At 42.0% G+C, this 17,496-nt stretch carries 19 protein-coding genes and 1 pseudogene; 9 read left to right on the top strand and 11 right to left on the bottom strand.

Annotation, left to right across the window (positions count from 1 at the left end):
* The 3 genes from FTU03_RS13030 to FTU03_RS16360 form a co-directional block, all read right to left on the bottom strand.
* Positions 1 to 186 (bottom strand): transposase (locus FTU03_RS13030; protein ID WP_171072059.1); only part of this gene is annotated, 186 nt, incomplete at its 3' end.
* 7 nt (positions 187 to 193) lie between these two features.
* Positions 194 to 403, bottom strand: coding sequence for a hypothetical protein (locus tag FTU03_RS13025; RefSeq protein ID WP_179993224.1), 210 nt, complete (start codon positions 401 to 403; stop codon positions 194 to 196).
* 248 nt (positions 404 to 651) lie between these two features.
* Positions 652 to 792, bottom strand: coding sequence for a hypothetical protein (locus tag FTU03_RS16360; RefSeq protein WP_373683635.1), 141 nt, complete (start codon positions 790 to 792; stop codon positions 652 to 654).
* 468 nt (positions 793 to 1,260) lie between these two features.
* Here FTU03_RS16360 and FTU03_RS13020 point away from each other — a divergent pair, with 468 nt between their 5' ends.
* The gene (locus FTU03_RS13020) at positions 1,261 to 2,043 is read left to right on the top strand and encodes an rRNA large subunit pseudouridine synthase E (protein WP_179993223.1); all 783 of its coding nucleotides are present in this window, start codon (positions 1,261 to 1,263) and stop codon (positions 2,041 to 2,043) included.
* An 8-nt stretch (positions 2,044 to 2,051) separates the two neighbouring features.
* On the opposite strand, the gene FTU03_RS13015 is transcribed toward FTU03_RS13020, so the two are convergent.
* The gene (locus FTU03_RS13015; RefSeq protein WP_179993222.1) at positions 2,052 to 3,410 is read right to left on the bottom strand and encodes a heavy metal sensor histidine kinase; all 1,359 of its coding nucleotides are present in this window, start codon (positions 3,408 to 3,410) and stop codon (positions 2,052 to 2,054) included.
* Positions 3,407 to 4,078, bottom strand: coding sequence for a heavy metal response regulator transcription factor (locus FTU03_RS13010; protein WP_179993221.1), 672 nt, complete (start codon positions 4,076 to 4,078; stop codon positions 3,407 to 3,409). Before FTU03_RS13010 ends, FTU03_RS13015 begins: the two co-directional genes overlap by 4 nt.
* Before the next feature lie 174 nt (positions 4,079 to 4,252).
* On the opposite strand from FTU03_RS13010, the gene FTU03_RS13005 reads away from it, so the two are divergent.
* From FTU03_RS13005 to paaI, 3 genes are all read left to right on the top strand, one after another.
* Positions 4,253 to 4,699, top strand: coding sequence for a heme-binding protein (locus FTU03_RS13005; RefSeq protein WP_257220893.1), 447 nt, complete (start codon positions 4,253 to 4,255; stop codon positions 4,697 to 4,699).
* Positions 4,700 to 4,730: 31 nt separating this feature from the next.
* A complete protein-coding gene (gene uraH / locus FTU03_RS13000; RefSeq protein WP_179993219.1) occupies positions 4,731 to 5,129 on the top strand; it encodes a hydroxyisourate hydrolase in 399 nt (132 codons plus the stop codon).
* A 170-nt stretch (positions 5,130 to 5,299) separates the two neighbouring features.
* Entirely contained in the window at positions 5,300 to 5,692 is a 393-nt protein-coding gene (gene paaI, locus FTU03_RS12995) for a hydroxyphenylacetyl-CoA thioesterase PaaI (protein ID WP_166136082.1), read from the top strand.
* A 67-nt stretch (positions 5,693 to 5,759) separates the two neighbouring features.
* On the opposite strand, the gene FTU03_RS12990 is transcribed toward paaI, so the two are convergent.
* Positions 5,760 to 7,463, bottom strand: a complete 1,704-nt coding sequence (locus FTU03_RS12990) for a M61 family metallopeptidase (RefSeq protein ID WP_179993218.1) — start codon at positions 7,461 to 7,463, stop codon at positions 5,760 to 5,762.
* 175 nt (positions 7,464 to 7,638) lie between these two features.
* On the opposite strand from FTU03_RS12990, the gene FTU03_RS12985 reads away from it, so the two are divergent.
* The 3 genes from FTU03_RS12985 to slyD all read left to right on the top strand — a co-directional run bounded on the left by FTU03_RS12985 (position 7,639) and on the right by slyD (position 11,071).
* A complete protein-coding gene (locus FTU03_RS12985; RefSeq protein WP_179993217.1) occupies positions 7,639 to 8,952 on the top strand; it encodes a D-alanyl-D-alanine carboxypeptidase PBP6B in 1,314 nt (437 codons plus the stop codon).
* Positions 8,953 to 9,165: 213 nt separating this feature from the next.
* Positions 9,166 to 10,452 (top strand): NAD(P)/FAD-dependent oxidoreductase, encoded by a 1,287-nt coding sequence (locus FTU03_RS12980; protein WP_179993216.1) that lies wholly within the window; start codon positions 9,166 to 9,168, stop codon positions 10,450 to 10,452.
* A 136-nt stretch (positions 10,453 to 10,588) separates the two neighbouring features.
* Positions 10,589 to 11,071, top strand: a complete 483-nt coding sequence (gene slyD, locus FTU03_RS12975; protein WP_004784172.1) for a peptidylprolyl isomerase — start codon at positions 10,589 to 10,591, stop codon at positions 11,069 to 11,071.
* Positions 11,072 to 11,210: 139 nt separating this feature from the next.
* On the opposite strand, the gene FTU03_RS12970 is transcribed toward slyD, so the two are convergent.
* The 5 genes from FTU03_RS12970 to FTU03_RS12950 form a co-directional block, all read right to left on the bottom strand.
* On the bottom strand, positions 11,211 to 11,984 hold the full coding sequence (locus FTU03_RS12970) for a M48 family metallopeptidase (RefSeq protein ID WP_179993215.1): 774 nt from the start codon (positions 11,982 to 11,984) through the stop codon (positions 11,211 to 11,213).
* A gap of 112 nt (positions 11,985 to 12,096) precedes the next feature.
* On the bottom strand, positions 12,097 to 12,405 hold the full coding sequence (locus tag FTU03_RS12965; RefSeq protein ID WP_179993214.1) for a hypothetical protein: 309 nt from the start codon (positions 12,403 to 12,405) through the stop codon (positions 12,097 to 12,099).
* A gap of 93 nt (positions 12,406 to 12,498) precedes the next feature.
* Positions 12,499 to 13,284 carry a M48 family metallopeptidase gene (locus FTU03_RS12960; protein ID WP_179993213.1) on the bottom strand — a complete coding sequence of 262 codons (786 nt, stop codon included), beginning with the start codon at positions 13,282 to 13,284 and terminating at the stop codon, positions 12,499 to 12,501.
* 130 nt (positions 13,285 to 13,414) lie between these two features.
* Positions 13,415 to 14,734 (bottom strand): adenylosuccinate synthase, encoded by a 1,320-nt coding sequence (locus FTU03_RS12955; RefSeq protein ID WP_179993212.1) that lies wholly within the window; start codon positions 14,732 to 14,734, stop codon positions 13,415 to 13,417.
* Between the two features lie 79 nt (positions 14,735 to 14,813).
* Positions 14,814 to 15,980: an ATP phosphoribosyltransferase regulatory subunit gene (locus FTU03_RS12950; RefSeq protein WP_004815411.1), complete on the bottom strand. Its 1,167-nt coding sequence runs from the start codon at positions 15,978 to 15,980 to the stop codon at positions 14,814 to 14,816.
* 533 nt (positions 15,981 to 16,513) lie between these two features.
* Here FTU03_RS12950 and FTU03_RS12945 point away from each other — a divergent pair.
* Together FTU03_RS12945 and FTU03_RS12940 are read left to right on the top strand one after the other, a co-directional pair.
* Positions 16,514 to 17,200 (top strand): annotated as a pseudogene (locus tag FTU03_RS12945) (AzlC family ABC transporter permease); the annotation flags it as partial.
* Positions 17,197 to 17,496, top strand: coding sequence for an AzlD family protein (locus tag FTU03_RS12940; RefSeq protein WP_179993211.1), 300 nt, complete (start codon positions 17,197 to 17,199; stop codon positions 17,494 to 17,496). The pseudogene FTU03_RS12945 and the gene FTU03_RS12940, both read left to right, overlap by 4 nt.

Below are 17,496 nucleotides of genomic sequence, written 5' to 3'. Positions count from 1 at the left end.
AATCATTAAGCAGCATTGGATAGCTGCGTCGGAGTAGGTTTGATTTCGCCCTTGTTTGCCTTTTGATGGAGCATACCATTGCGTAGCAGGATCAAACCAAATGGCAATATTTCCGCGACTCATGAGTGCTCGGTTATATGCGGGCCAATTGGTTGTGCGGTAGATTTTGTGTGTAGGCTTCTTCATTTGAAAATTATATCGCTGAAAAAGCCTTTACAGATAGGTTTGTGCAACAAAGCCACTCGAAATCAAGCTCCATCATCTTTTCCAGATTTGGTACAATCGCATTCACCCAAGTACCACTATTCCAGACTTTCAGAATTCCATTTTCTTCCTTATAGAATGCACAGTCCTGAGCTAATATATGATGAATAACCTGGGTTCCTTCTGGTATATTTCTCATACAGACCTCCACACATTTGGTTTATTTTTTAATTTAGCAGAAGATTTGAATTTTTCGTTTACATTGTTTTATAGAGTTGTATTAATTGACTATTTAATAGATTAATCATGTAACTTTAATTTTGATACAACTTTTCTTACTCATCTTATCTAAAAATATTTAAATGATAAAAATAAAAAATCCCAACAATATATGTTGAGATTTTCTATTTATAATCAAATTAAACTAGCAGTAAATATAAGTAATGCTCAGGCTATAAAATCTCGTAAAATGTGTTGATTGATCACTTCATCAAAACTTAGATTTGAAAGATTTTGCTTGTTATGTTTGATGCTTTTATAACAATAACTCGCTGCAATACCCATACTAATTAAAGTCAACAATTTCATTGTTCACCTCAAAATTAAAAATATTAGAAACTGTGAAATTAAAATATCAGCTTGCTTTGTAGTGGTCTAAGCCAGTTTGGAAAGCTTTTGTATGGTATGTAAATCCGTTAAGACCATTTCAGATCTATAAAAATCATTGTCAATTTTTTGCTTAACCTTGAATTGTCTGATCTTCCCTTAACTGACTCGACAAGTTCAGTAGAAAATGAAGATCATTGAGGATTAACATTCTTAAACGGAAGATCATATTTGAATACAAAAAGTACATCATTTTAAAGCGGCATGGTCGCAATCAAATTAGATACAAAACATAAATTCAAGGAAGATAAATCAGAATCTGCTATGATAGCTTCCACTTAGTGGACTCTTTTATGTCTTCCCTTATCTCCTACTTATAAGTAAAGGAGTATCACAATGGGCAACATGACTGCCACACCAGAATTATTTTATATATTTTAGTAGGTTAAAGTGAAAATTGTCATTCTTAACAAGCCTTATGACGTCCTCTCCCAATTTCGTCCAGATGAAAAACATCAAACAATGGCGGATTTCGTAGATGATCCGGATCTGCGTATTGCCGGTCGTCTGGACATGGATTCTGAAGGTTTGATGTTCCTGACCGATCATGGCGGTTTAAATCAATATATTACTAACCCAACCAGCAAAAAATTCAAAACTTATCTGGTTCAGGTCGATGGGGATATAACCGAAGAAGCTCTAGAACAGCTTCGTAAAGGCGTTGAACTGAATGACGGTATTACGCTACCAGCCAAAGCAATTAAAGTCACTGAACCGGAATGGTTATGGGAACGTAATCCTCCTGTACGTTTCCGTGCTTCTGTTCCAACTTCATGGGTCGAAATTTCAATCTGTGAAGGTCGTAACCGTCAGGTTCGTCGTATGACTGCAGCAGTCGGCTTTCCTACATTACGTTTGATTCGCACCAAAATCGGTTCGATTGATCTGGTTCAATTAGGTTTACAGCCAGGTGAAACTAAAGAAATTGAACCCCTACTTTATCCAGACTTTAAAGATGTGCCTGCTCAAGAACCTTACCGCTCGCGCTCTTATGTGAAAAAACCGGGTGGTACCGGTGGTAAACCAATTAACAAGAAAGTAACGAAAGACGGCACCAAGAAAAAAACCGGCACACCGCGTATCTGGCAAATGGAAGAAGGTGAAAAACCACGTCGCAAGACCAATGGTACCACCCGTCCAAATACCAAGAGTCGTGGCCGTCGTACACGTTAAGCCACTGCTTAGATCGGGAAGATCAAACTAAAGACCACCCCTTGAGAATGGTTATTCACCTGAACTTCCCCCTGATGCAACTGCATAATGGACTGCACAATCGCCAAGCCCAAACCACCCGTTTGGGCTTTTTGATGCCGGCTGCTATCAACTTGATAAAAGCGTTCAAACAGATGGGCTAAATGCTGCTCGGGGATCTGTACACCTGCTGTCAGCACATCAATCCGACAGCTATTTTCTGTAGTCATCGCCGTGATTCTGATCTCGCCATTTTCCTTTCCATACTGCACTGCGTTGCTGAGTAAATTGGCAAGCGCACGTTGCAGATGTTCCGGATGCGCAGCTATATTCAGTTGAGCCGGAATATCCGTATAAATAGATATATTTTTTTCTTCTGCCAGAAACTCAAAATATGCCAGCAAATCTTCTATGATCTGGCTAAGTTCTAGTGTCTGTTTTTCTATCTGATAGTGGCCATGTTCAACTCGGGCGATAAATAGCATGTTTTCAATCATCTGAGTTAGACGTTCATACTCTTCCAGATGGGAATACAGCAAATTTTCTAATTCATCGCGACTGCGTGACTTCGACAAGGCAATCTGGGTTTGCCCCATCAAGTTATTCAGGGGCGTTCGTAATTCATGGGAAATATCTTCAGAAAATCGGGCCAACTGTTCATAGCCTTGCTGTATTCGGTCCAGCATGGCATTCATGGCCTCGGTTAGTTGCTGCACCTCAATAGTTCGGGATGGCAACTCGATACGCTGATCCAGCTGCTGCACATTAATTTGCTGAGTGGCGTAAATTAATTGGCGCATGGATCGCAGTAGATAGTGTCCCATCAGCCAGGCTAACAAAGTAGATAAAATAATACCAAGCAGAGTGTAGATCACTAATTTTATCAGGTAATGTTTTAAAACCTGTTGCCCTGCTGCGAGCTGCTTACCGGTAATCAGTTGATAAGACTGTCCATTAAAGTCCACTTGCTTAAATGCCAAACGGGTCGTGGGTTGTTCAATCTTATTATTTTGATAATTCAGCTTGGTGTGATAATCCAATAGAGGAATAGCGATATTTAAAGGATTAATGTCAATCAAGGTATTCTGAGCATTTTTAAGAATCAGTAAGTTATCTTCCTGTCCAAGCATATTCTCATAAAGCTCCGGATGCTCGATCAGCACCTGAAAGCTTTGCTGATCAGCCAGAAATATTTCTATTCTGGAAATCCGCAAGGCCAAAGCTTCATCCTGCTGTTGTTGCACCATCTGCTGCATATTGTGATAGGACAACCCGCCGATACTTAAAAAAACGATACAGGAAATAAGGCCAAAAGCGATGCCGAGACGTGTGCCTAAATGCATTTTCATGCGTGCACATCCAGTTTATAACCCATACCACGTACAGTATGAATAAGTTTTGGACTGAAATGATCATCAATTTTAGAACGTAATCGGCGTACAGCAACATCAACGACATTGGTGTCGGTATTAAAATTAATATTCCAGACCAGTGAAGCAATTTGTGTCCGGGTTAAAACTTCGGACTGGTGTTCCATCAGCAACTGTAAAAGCGCAAACTCCTTTTGGGTAAGCTCAATTTTTTGCTGGTCTCGAAATACTTCCCGGGTTAAACGATTCAGCTCTAAATTGGCCACCTGATACATTTCATGTTCAACTTTTGGTACACGGCGCAGTAGGCTTTTAATTCGGGCCAAAAGTTCGATATAAGAGAAAGGCTTGGTTAAGTAGTCATCTGCACCCAGTTCCAACCCTTTGACCCGGTCAAGCACATGATCTTTGGCAGTCAGCATGAGTACGGGGACTTTAGAGAAAGTACGCAAGGTTTTGAGGACTTGCCAGCCGTCCAGGTCGGGCAGCATCACATCCAGCAATACCAGATCAATCGGTTGCTGTTCCAGCACTGATAAGGCATGCAGGCCATTACCCACCTGTGTAGTCTGGTAGCCGGATTCATTTAAGCCTGTGGCCAAGAATCCGGCAATTTTGGCTTCATCTTCTACAATTAAAATATGCATGGGCTGAGTTTAATCAATTTCATACAGCGCAAAGATTACAAATTGGTAATCTGATTGTCATCCATGAGCTTCCATTCTTTGATTATGATCTTCTCAATTTCTATATGACTGAACATTATCATGAGAAGTAGATTAAATCAGAGAAAAATATTTTTATATCTAGCGAGTTTAGCAATGGTTAGCTTAAGCCATGCTGAATTAAAAACGGCCTATATTATGGACTTGAGCACAGCAAACCAACTTGCTGAGAATGTCATGCAAGCTTGTCAGAAAGCCAGCAAACCCGCTGCAGTCACAGTACTGGATCAAGGCGGTAATGTTCTGGCCAGCCAACGGCATGAATCTGTCGGAATTCACAATTTAACTGCATCACAGCGTAAAGCCTTTACTGCATACTCGACTAAGACCAGTACATTGGATTTCATGCGTCATGCACAAAAGAACCCGGATGCACAAAATTTAAATACCCTGGATGAATTGTTATTATTATTGGGCGGCGGGGTACCTGTGGTTTATAAAAACCAGCTCATTGGCGCTGTTGGCGTTGCAGGCTCTGGTGGCTCTGAACAGGATCATCAATGTGCCGCACAAGGCATTCAACATACTTTAAAACAACTTTAATTTTATCTATCTATTGAATAGGAACAGACCTATGAAAAAAATTATTTTTGGTGCTCTTCTAGCGGCGACAGCAAGCTTTTCTTTTGCACAGAATCCCTTAAGTGTGCATGTGCTGAATCAGGAAACTGGTCTGCCTTCCGCCAATGTCGCGGTGATTTTGGAAGCTCAGCAGGGTGACAAGTGGGTAAAACTGAATGAGTTAAAAACAGATACCAATGGCCGTATCAAAGAGTTTTATCCTAAAGATACAGCTTTACAGAAAGGCATCTATAAAGTGACCTTCAAAACCGGTGACTGGTTTAAGGCCAATAATCAACGCACCTTCTTCCCTGAAGTACCTGTGGTATTTACGATTGACGGTGCTTTGGAGCACTATCATATTCCGTTATTACTGAGCTCTTATGGTTATTCAACCTATCGTGGCAACTAATTCTTAATCCCTAAAAGCATCATTTTCATGGCGCTTTATTTTGAAGCGTAAAACAGCTGCATTGCATCATTCATCTGGCTTTCGCTTGTTATTTATCTCCTGGAATGTTATTTATGATTCACATAATTAATATTTTTAAAACAAAGTGTATCTAAAAAAGGAGTTCTGCAATGGATCAGCAAGTGAACCAGATGTTTAATCAGGACCGATTAATTCAGTATCTCGGTGCACATCTAATTTCCTATAACCACAATCATGCGAAGATTGAACTTAAAGTGTCTGAACAACATTTACAGGGACATCAGACCTGTAACGGCGCTGTGATTTTTGCATTAGCTGATGCTGCATTTGCCATTGCCTGCAATACCGGCGAATACCCAGCAGTCGGCCAACATTGCGGGATTCATTATTTAAAACCAGCTTTGTTAGGTGATACCCTTACCGCCATAGCTGAACATAAGGCCAGTAGCGGTCGTAGTGGAATTTACGATATTCAGATCCTGAATCAGAAAGAGCAAATCGTGGCTGAGTTCCGTGGAACTTCACGACTGATCATTAAATAAATCATCTAAAAAACCCAATAAAAAAACCGCTGTCTTAACAGCGGTTTTTTTAATAGCAACATTCTGATTAAGCTTTCAACCATTTCTCGGCTTTAGCTTGATCTTCAACTTTTAACTCAACTTCAGTCAGTTCAGAACCACCATTTTGAACTTCAAAAGTCATCAGCTCATCACGACGGAATGCATGGACAGTATACGTACCTTCCTGTTTCGCATATTTCTCGACAAGTTTCGTCGTTGCTTTAAGGCCATCAATCGCCACAATTACATCATTCGCTGAAAGGCCCGCTTTCACCCCTGCTCCATCACGACGTGCAGACTGAACCAGCACACCTTCAGGCTTATCTGCAAGTTTCAAACCAAATGGTAATGACTTGTCATTTTTCAGTGTATAGCTCACGCCAAATTCAGGTAGTAACTGATCTAAAGGCAATTCATCTGTGGTATTGATCAAATGATTAATCTGTTCTAACCAGTTATCACCCGTTAATTCCTGACATAACTCAAAGATAGTCCGTTCATTGACCTGAATGCCATTTTGCGTATTTTCATATAGCTTACGCATTAAAGCGTCCAGACTCGAGCCACGCAGACGTAGACCCAGATCAAGAGACAATGCGACTAAACAGCCTTTATTATAGTAGCTGGTACCGGCATTGTTTGAGTTTTCATCCTGACGATAGAATTTCACCCAGGCATCAAAGCTAGACTCAGACACCGACTGAATAAAACGTCCCGGGTTTTGAAGATAACGATCAATCTGCGCTTTAAGCAATGCAATATAAGATTCCTGATTGATCACGCCACTACGTAGCAGAATCAGGTCGTCATAATACGACGTAAACCCTTCAAAGATCCAAAGCAAAGAAGTATAGCCTTCTTTGTTCAGGTCATAATTCACGAAGTTTTCTGGACGAATAAATTTCACTAACCATGAATGGAAATACTCATGACTACATAGGCCAAGGAAACGCTGATAATCTTTCGATGGCTCTTCAGGCTCATCTGCTTTAGGAAAGTCATCACGCGGTGTAATCAGACTGGTTGAGTTTGGATGTTCCAGACCGCCATAGCTGTTCCCGGTGGCCATGGTCATAAAGGTATAATCACTGAATGGCGCAGAACCGAACATGGAAATTTCTGTCGCACAGATTTTCTCAATGTCCTGCTTCATACGCTGTTCATTCATCGCATGCTTGCCTGACACCACAAACTCATGCGGAATGCCATTGGCTTCAAAGCTGAAACGGGTCTGCTCTGCCAGTTCAAACGGCGCATCAATCAGTTCAGCATAGTTTTTAGCTTTTAAGGTATAACGACCTTTCACCAGACTTTTGGCCTGCATGCCCGTCGCAAGCTGGAAATGTTTCAGTTCATCCGGCAGGAATACTTCTACTTCAATTTCTTTATGTTCCTGACCTTCCAGCCCTAAACATGCACAAGCCGGGTTCACATAAAGACGGTTTTGATCCACATATGCACCACGAACAGACAGGTCATACGCATAGACATCATATTCCACCGTAATCAGTTCATGATCCGTATTGAATAAACGCCATTTATTCTTTTCAAACTTCTGGATTTGTAGCTGGCGTCCATCCTCATCATAAGCCTTGACCGCTTCAATATGCTTTGAGAACTCACGAATCAGGTAACTGCCCGGAATCCAGGTCGGTAAAGAAAGGACTTGCGTTGGATCTGCTAAAAAGCGAAGAGTTACGTGAATAAGATGCTGACGATAATCGTCAAATTCGATTTGATAATGCAACATAATGGGCGATATAAAATACAAATAAATGAGTTATAGCTTAGCTTAGCATTTTTTAGGCCAGTATTGCTTAGCTGTCGCATTTGTCTACATTTCTGACTAGCTATCCTTAAAAAAAAGGCATAGCATGCGTGAAAATTAAATCGTTCATCGACCGGTTGGTTATTAAGGAACACCTTTGAAATACATCATCTCACTGCTTGCAGTTCTTAGCCTGTTTGTGCCTGCAATTTCATATGCTGCCCTTCTGAATATTTTGCCTGAAAGCGTTGAAGCAGAAGCCTGGACCATTCTTGACTCACAGTCAGGCCAGGTCATTGCCGAACACAATGCCGACGTTCAACGTGCTCCAGCTTCCCTCACCAAAATGATGGTCGCTTATATTGCATTGAAAGAAATTCAGGCGGGTAAATTAGATAAAAGTGAAGTATTAACTGCAACACCGATTGTGAAAACAGTGATGTGGGATGAGTCACAAATGTACCTGAAAGAAGGTGAGCAGATTTCGATTGATCAACTTCTGGCAGGTCTGATTATCATGTCGGCGAATGATGCTGCTGTGACATTGGCAGAAAAAATTTCAGGTGATATTCCGAGCTTTGTCGAGCGAATGAATCGGGAAGCAAAAGCTTTAGGTATGGTTCATACCCATTTCCAGAATCCGGCCGGTATTACCATGCCTGAGCACTATTCTACTACAGCGGATCTGGCGCGTTTGTCGGCAGCTGTAGTCAATCAGACTCCGGACTATCTATATTATTCCAAACAGCCAAGTTTTACCTATAACAACCATTTCCACCGTGCCACTAACCGTGTGTTGCAAGTGGACTCAAGCGTCGATGGTTTAAAAACTGGCTTTACTCGTGCAGCCGGCTATAACCTGGCGCTCACCGCCAATCGTCCAACTTATGATATGGAACTGCCCCACCGTCGTTTGATCGTGGTTGTTTTAGGTACCAAAAGTGCTGCCAAACGCGCTGAAGTGTCGCATAAGTTGATGAATCTGGCGTATACCTATACCCGTAATGAAGTCGCCATTAAAGACAAACAGCTACTCGCTGAATTACCGGTGATCAAATCGACTTTGAAAATGTTTAAGGTTCAGACTAAACAGCCGCAGATTATTACGACATCTTTATATGATCAGAATTATGCCATTGACCTGAACCAGTTCGATCAAAACCATCAACGGGTAATGTTGAATACAGGTGATGGTGTAATGCAAAGCATTGAACCGCTCCATGAAACCCAGACCCATATTAATGTAGAAATGACTGCTTCTGAGTTAATTGCACCTATGGCCAAAGTGATGCCATTAGCGACGATTCATGTCTATCAGAATAATCAGCTTATTCGTACCATCCAGATTGAAGATATGGTGGAACTTGAAGAAGCCAGTTTCTTCCAGAAATTTCTGAGCTGGTTATCCAGCTTCTTTAGCATCTTTGCAGAAAGTGCACCAAGTGCCAAACTCTATCCAATCCAGAAATAAACACTGAATACAGTTAGAAGGCCTCTCATTTGCCTTCTAACCCCCCCTTAAATTTCTCCCTTTTCTCTCGTCAATTTTACCTCCCCTGACATAATTGCTACGTTTTGTAATTTGTATAACAATTCTAATCAAGACGGCCTGCTGCCCATGCCATAGTATATTTGGTCTAAATTTCTCTTATTTTTATTAGAAAAATAAATAGGTTAATAATATATGACAGCACATCTAATCGTAATTGTAGGTGGCGGCGCAGGTGGATTGGAGCTGGCTACTCAACTGGGCGAAACCTTAGGCAAAAGTGGTAAAGCGCATATTACGCTGGTAGATCAGAAACTGACGCATATCTGGAAACCCTTATTGCATGAAATTGCTGCAGGTACGCTTAATCCGCATGCAGAAGAAACCAATTATTTTAGTCATGCTGCAGCTCATCATTATCACTTTGTGCTGGGAACATTTGTTGATCTGGATCGTGAAGCTAAGGAAATTATTCTGGAAACAGATTACTTTTCTAAAAAATCCCAGCCTAAACAGAAGAAACACATCAGCTATGACACGCTAGTGCTAGCATTAGGTTCTACTTCCAATGATTTTAATACGGAAGGTGTTGCCCAATACTGTCATTTTCTCGACAGCCGCCAGCAGGCCGATGTCTTCCAGCAGGATCTGCTACATCTTTATCTCAATGCTCAAAATCAAACCTCTTCCCGTGAGCTTAAAATTGCCATTATTGGAGCCGGTGCAACTGGTGTAGAACTGGCTGCCGAGCTGGTGATCGCCAAACAAAACTTTTTTAAATATGGTCTGAACAAGATTGATCCAAATAAAGTCAAAATCACTTTGATTGAAGCCGCTGATCGGATCTTACCTGCACTGTCTGAGAAAATGGCTGAACACACCATGGAGCAACTCGATCGTCTAGGTATTGAGGTATTAACCAGTCACCGGGTCGCTAAAGTCGATGAAGACCAGATTTATTTTGCTGATGGTTCAAGCCTCGAAGCAGAAATTAAAGTCTGGGCTGCTGGAATTAAAGCACCTGAAGTTCTGGCAAAACTTAAAGAGCTGGAAAAAGACAATATTAATCGCCTAAAAGTTTATGCAACTCTGCAAACTTTATCAGACCCGGATATTTTCGTTTTTGGTGATTGTGCGCACTGTCAGCCTGAAGCAGATCAACCGGTTTTAGGCCCACGTGCGCAGGTTGCCAGCCAGCAGGCTGCTTTTCTGGTCAGAGCCTTAAAAGCACGCATTAATGGCGAAAGCTATTTACCGATGTTCAAGTTTTCTGACAAAGGTTCATTAGTGTCTTTAAGTCAAAACAGCGCTGTCGGTGAATTATTGGGTCAGGTCAATGTTCAAGGCTTTGTCGCGAAATCCATGTATGTATCCCTGTACCGGATTCATCAGGCCACCATTCATGGCTATACCCATGCTGGCCTGTTAACTGCCAAAGACTTTGTTACACGAAAAATTGCACCCAAGCTGAAATTGCATTGAAATTGTAAATATTGTCCTCATATATGAAAAAATCGTCATTAAACATGTCAAATTGCATTTTTTTGCTATTTTTAGTCTACAAAAATACAATTTCACTTTATGATGTACCCTTAAAAAATTGAATGGATCAATTAAGATGACTGCTATTGCAAATAACCTCGTGGTTTCTTTCCACTACACATTGACTAACGCAGAGGGTGAAACTCTCGACAAATCTCAAGGTGAACCACTTGCCTATTTGCACGGTGCAGGTAACATCATCCCTGGTTTAGAAAAAGCTTTAGAAGGCAAAACTGTTGGTGAAAAATTCACTGTAAATGTTCCTGCTGCTGAAGGCTATGGCGAATATAACCCAGAGCTAGTGCAAGAAGTGCCTAAACAAATGTTCCAAGGCGTAGACAACATCCAGGCAGGCATGCAGTTCCAAGCACAAACTGATGACGGCGTTCAAATCGTAACTGTTAAAGCAGTTGAAGGTGACAATGTTGTTGTTGATGCTAACTTCCCGCTTGCTGGTCAAGATTTAACTTTCGAAGTTGAAATCGTGTCTATCCGTGAACCTTCTCAAGAAGAACTTGATCACGGTCACGTACACGGTGCAGGTGGTCACCACCACTAAGACTTCCCGGTCTTTAGCACAAAAAGGCAAAGTGAAAACTTTGCCTTTTTTATTGCCTTAAGATTTTAAATATAAAAAAGCAGGACTACTGCCCTGCTTTTCATCATTAAAATCGCGAATCACTCAAATTACGCAATCATTAACGTTTGTTATAGATCTGCATTGCTGCTGGCAGATTTTGACGCATTGCTGCGATACGTTGGCTGTTCGATGGGTGAGTAGACAGGAAGGTAGCGCCAGTGCTGCCGCCTTCAAGCTTGTTCATTTTTTCCCAAAGAGTAATCGCTGCATTTGGGTTATAGCCAGCACGCGCCATGAGGGTTAAACCACCTTGGTCTGCACGACTTTCCAGATTACGTGAGTAAGGCAAGCCGATACCAATCTGGCTACCCAATTGTGCTACTGCAGCACCACCTTGTCCTACGCCCGCTGCATTTAAACCAATACCCAATGCCAGATCAGTCAGGGCTTGTGCACCAAGTTTCTGTTTCGCATGCTCTTCCAGGGCATGGACCATTTCATGACCCATAATGGCTGCGATCTCAGCATCGGTCAGATTCAACTTATTCACGATACCGGTATAGAACACCACTTTACCACCAGGTGCCACAAAAGCGTTGACCTGATCAGATTTTAGTACGGCTAACTGCCATTGGAATGCAGTACCCGTTTGGTTCAGCTGGTTGGCATAAGGTTTTAAACGGTTAAAAACAGCATTAATACGACTATATGTCGCTGAACTGGTATCCAGCTGACCTTTCGCTTTAGCGTCTGCCACCATGGCATTGTAGCTTTGGCTGGCTGAAGCATTTAAAGTCGCTGTATCTGCGCCCGCAATATCGGCAATAGTTGTACAACCAGACAAAGTAATGGCTGCGACTGCACCCATACCTAACAAGAATTTATTTTTCATTATAGTGACTCCACCATAAGCAAAAGGCTAATTTACATTATAAAAAATTATAAGTTAAAGGCCGGAGCAACTAAATGTACAATTACTTCATCTTGTTATATTTTATGTAATTTTAACCCCAATACTGTATCGCAAGCCAATAAATCAGACAGACAATATTTAAACCTAAATATAAATGACACAAAGGTTTAATTTTTTCTTCTAAAATTTCACTTTTACGCTTAAAAAATAGAAAAGCATTCTGCAGTAAGATGACAGGTACTAGTACACAGGCAATGATCACGCTCAAGCCAATGAATGCCCCATAAATAATGTCAGGATCCCGAGTTTGGGCACGTATAATTAGCATCGCAATGGTCGGTGCGCCGCCCATCGCGAATAACAAGGAATAGAACATCGTTCCCGAGATATTTTTATGCATCCTGCATACTCATATTTTATTTTGTTTTATTCTAACAAGCGCCATGCCACTGCACAGCACTTGCTGTTAAGACTTTAGTCCTGAATTTCCAAATTATTTCTTAGCTTTATATACCGTCATCGCTTCAGGCATCAGCTGTTGCAAGGCTGCAATTCGGTCATCATTCGTTGGATGCGTAGAAGTAAATTTATTCAGGACGCTATTGCCACGGCTGTCTTGTGCATTCATTTTTTGCCACAACGTAATCGCTGCATTCGGGTTATAGCCTGCTCGTGCCATCAGCATGAGCCCGCCTTTATCGGCACGGCTTTCCAGATTACGTGAGAATGGCAAGCCCACACCAAATTGAGCACCCATATCCAGCAGTAGCCCGCCATAACCACCAGCGGACTGCCCGACGTACTTGCTACCGATACTTACTGCCAGATCAGTCAGTGCTTGCGCTCCTACCTTATTCTTAGAATGTTCCTCAAGCGCATGCACCATTTCATGTCCCATGATGGCAGCAACTTCATCGTCTGTAAGTTTTAGTGTGTCGACAATACCCGTATAGAACACCACCTTGCCACCTGGTGCGACATAGGCATTAATCTCGTTAGATTTGATCACAGCCACTTGCCAGTCAAACTTCTGCCCAGTCTGATTCAGTTGATCCGCATACGGCTTCATTTTCAGGAAAACCCGATTTACTTTTTTATAGGTGGCAGAAGTCGTATCCAGAATCTGTTTCTGCTTGGCCTCTGTCAGCATCTGATTATAGCTTTGTGCTGCACTCAGATTTAATGTAGCTGAATCAGCTCCCATCAAATCTGCAACCGTAGTACACCCCGTTAATGTGGTCGCGATAACCATCCCCGCCAATAAATTTTTATATTTCATAACCTTCTCAAATATATAAGGTCAAAACATCATAAAGAATCCGAACAGGTTTTCAATCATTTTTATAAGCTCGCTCAAATAAAAAACCCTGTGAAATCACAGGGTTTTTTATCATTTTCAGCTTAAAGAATTAAGCATCAAACGGGTGGCGAAGAATAATGGTTTCTTCACGGTCTGGACCAGTTGAAATGATGTCGATTGGACATTCAATCAATTGTTCAAGACGTTTCACATAGTTAATTGCCGCTTGTGGCAATTGATCTAGTGATTTCGCACCGAAAGTAGATTCTTTCCAGCCTGGCATAGTCTCGTAAATTGGTTTTAAAGTTTCAAATGCAAGCGCATCAGAAGAACCAACACAGCCAGAATCAGCAGATTCGTAACCTACACAGATTTTCACTTCTTCCAAACCGTCAAGAACGTCAAGTTTAGTCAAGCAAATACCAGACAGTGAGTTCACTTCTACTGAACGACGCAGGATTTCAGCATCGAACCAGCCACAACGACGTTGACGGCCAGTAGACGCACCAAATTCTGAACCTACAGTACCCAGGTGTTTACCAATTGCATCACCTGTATCTGTTGCAGCGTCATACACCAACTCAGTTGGGAATGGACCTGAACCTACACGAGTAGTATACGCTTTAGTAATACCCAGTACATAGTCAAGGTGTAATGGACCAAGACCTGAACCTGAGCTTACGCCACCAGCAGTCGTGTTTGAAGAAGTCACGTACGGATATGTACCGTGGTCAACGTCAAGCAATGAACCTTGTGCACCTTCGAACATGATTTTCTTGCCAGCTTTACGGTAAGCGTGAAGTTCACCAGTCACGTCCATAACCATAGGCTCGATCACTTTGCGCCATTCGTCGCAAAGCGCAAGTACGTCTTCAACTTTAACTGCTTCAACACCGAAGAATTGAGTCAATTGGAAGTTGTGGTATTCAAGCAATTCTTCAAGCTGAGCTTTCAGATGTTCGCCACCACGTACCAGGTCAGCAACACGGATTGCACGACGTGCCACTTTATCTTCATAAGCAGGCCCGATCCCACGACCAGTTGTACCGATTTTCGCATTACCACGTTTTTTCTCACGAGCTTGGTCAAGTGCGATGTGGTGCGGAAGAATCAATGGACAGTTTGGAGAAATGCGTAGACGTTCACGTACTGGCACGCCTTCTTTTTCAAGAATATCCATCTCTTTGATGAGCGCTTCAGGTGAAAGAACCACACCATTACCAATTAAGCACAATACGTTTTCACGTAAAATACCTGATGGAATGAGGTGTAATACAGTTTTCTTACCACCAACCACGAGAGTATGACCTGCGTTATGTCCGCCTTGATAACGAACTACTGCAGCCGCTTGATCTGTGAGCAGGTCGACGATTTTACCCTTACCTTCGTCGCCCCATTGGGTACCAAGTACCACAACATTCTTGCCCATAATAGCCTCATTACATCATGCTGTTAAAGTTGAAAGTCCCACTCAGCGACATGAACACTGAGTAAAACAATTAAAGCGATTAAATCGTTTTGATAGTCCACTCACCGTCCACATTCACCAGCTGGTGAGTTGCATACGGTACTGAGTTTAAATCATCATTACCTAATAACTGAATTACACTTAAGCCTTGTGCACGGGTTGCCTGAATCGCATTTAACAGCGCAGCATCTGTACCCTTAGGTGCTACCACAACTTTAGCTGTAGCAAACTTGCCTGCACTTAAAGCATATAAGTCACAAGAGAAACCGGTTGCCGGACGTGCACGACCAAAATGCTCACCAATGCCATCATAACGGCCACCTTGTGCCAGTGCCGCAGCACGGTTTGGTGCATAAACTGCATACATCAGGCCGGTGTGATAATGGTATGAACGTAACTCGACGACATCAATCCCAATATGCAGATTCGGCCAGCGCACCTGAACTTCATTTTTGGTGGTTTGCAGTGCATCAAATGCCTGTTTGAAGGCTGGATTTTCTAATACTTCAGCACTTAAATTCGTTTTTAAGGCATCCAGGTCACTTGCAAAGCGGCCAAGCGTATAAAAGTCTGAACCAAACTTAAGATTTGCAGTAAATTCAGCCAGTTCCGGCAATGCTTTACGTTGATACAGATCAGACAGTTGGCGTTCGGTTGCTTTACTTAAACCCGCTTGTGCAATCAGACTACGGAACAGACCAACATGACCTAAGTCAAGGTGGACGCCGTCGGCCAGACCCGCTTCCTGAATCAGGCTGATCATCAAGTCAACCATTTCCACGTCAGCGTCAATGCTGTCTGAACCAAATAATTCTGCACCTAACTGCAATGGTGCACGTGTGGTATTAAATCCTTGAGGTTTCGTATGTAAAACCGTACCCGCATAACAATAACGAGCCACACCTTCCACTGGATGTACATGCGCATCGATACGAGCCACTTGTGGTGTCATATCGGCACGCACACCAAGCAAACGGCCAGACAACTGGTCGATCACTTTAAAAGTGGCTAAGTCTAAATCCTGATTCGATTCTGAGAGAGAAGATAGAGATTCAATGTATTCAATAAATGGCGTGTACACCAGCTGATAACCTCGAGATGCGAGGAAATCCAGTGATTGACGGCGCAGGCTTTCGATGACTTGCGCTTGTTCTGGTAATACATCAGCTACACCATCAGGTAATAACCATGTCTCTGAAATGGGCATGTTGTAAACCTAAATTCTTGTCAGCGCGGAATAAACCGCATAAAAAAATCGGGAGCACACCCGATTTCTCCTAGTCTAGCACGATCGTTTAGGCTGTGCATCGCAATTTTGATAATTTTCTCTGACTGAACAAAGGACTTAGATAGATAAACCAAATCATCTCTTTCTTATTAAGAGAAAATAGGCTGAATAAAATTTAATAACCAACATATCAAATTGATTTTCTAATATATTTTCCCTACCAAAACAATGAAGAAAAACTTATTCTTGATTCAATCCTCATCTATCCAAGGGTAAAAATTTATAAGATATCAGTACTAGATGCTTAAAAATAATCCTATACAAAAACCTAATATGGGAACTTAAATGACCAAGAAAACAGCACCATTCTGGTAGAGTTTAAAGGGACTGCAAAGACTTCTGTATTTCTTATAAACTTTCTTTCTCCCTCTAGAATAAAACCTGATTATCTCATGCCTCCCTTTCAGCCAAGTATAACGCCTTCTGATACCACTCCTCTGAGTGAATTCTAGCGTGGTGTGAAAGACTGCATACCTTTATTATTAGGTGTAATTCCTCTCGCGCTGGTCTTGGGCGCAACAGCAGCACAAAAAGATTTTAGCCTGCTTGACGTTCCCTTGCTGACCGGGCTGAACTTTGCTGGCGGTTCCGAGTTTGCAGTTTTAGAAGCCTGGACTGATCCACCGCATCTGCTTACCTTAATCTTTATTAGTTTTCTCATTAACAGCCGCTATATTCTGCTCGGTGCCAGTTTAGTACCTTATTTAAGACATCTTCCAAATCGAAAAGTCTTTCCGGCATTATTCTTTATGGTCGATGAAAACTGGGCCTTAAGCCTGACCGATGCACAGCGTCGACTGGCACAGTTTGGTTATCGATATGCTTTTAGTCTGCCTTATTATGCCGGGCTATGTATTGTTCTTTATCTGGCATGGGTCGGGTTTACGACGCTCGGTGCACTGCTTGGACCTATGCTAGTAGACATTAACCGTTTTGGTTTTGATATGGCTTTCCCCGCCATTATGCTGGTCTTACTGAAAGGTATGTGGAAAGGCTTTATTGAAGCCAGACCTTGGCTAATCAGTTGTATTTGTGCTGCACTGGCTTATAGCTATCTACCGGGAAACTGGTATGTGCTGATTGGTGCGCTTGCAGGCATTGCCTCTGCCTTCTGGCTCATTCAAGAGAATGAAGCATGATCCAGATGAGCACTTTTATCGCCATCTTATTGGTGGCGCTAACGACTTACTGCACTCGGATACTTAGCTATGTCCTACTCAAAAATAAAACTTTGAGCAAACGTCAGCGTAAAATTCTGGAAGTGATTCCGGGTTGTGTACTGATTTCGATGATCACCCCATATTTTTTACGAGATGATCCAGCTGATCTGATCGCTATAATGGTGACACTATTCGTTGCATCACGCTTTGGCATGCTGCCGACCATTTTGATTAGCATGGCCTCGGCAGTTATTTTAAGAACGTTACTGGTTTAA

Origin of the sequence: Acinetobacter sp. YH12046 (genome assembly GCF_013419905.1) — a bacterium.
Classification (GTDB): domain Bacteria; phylum Pseudomonadota; class Gammaproteobacteria; order Pseudomonadales; family Moraxellaceae; genus Acinetobacter.
The sequence above is the reverse complement of the archived record's forward strand: the minus strand, read 5'-3'. Positions and strand labels throughout refer to the sequence as shown.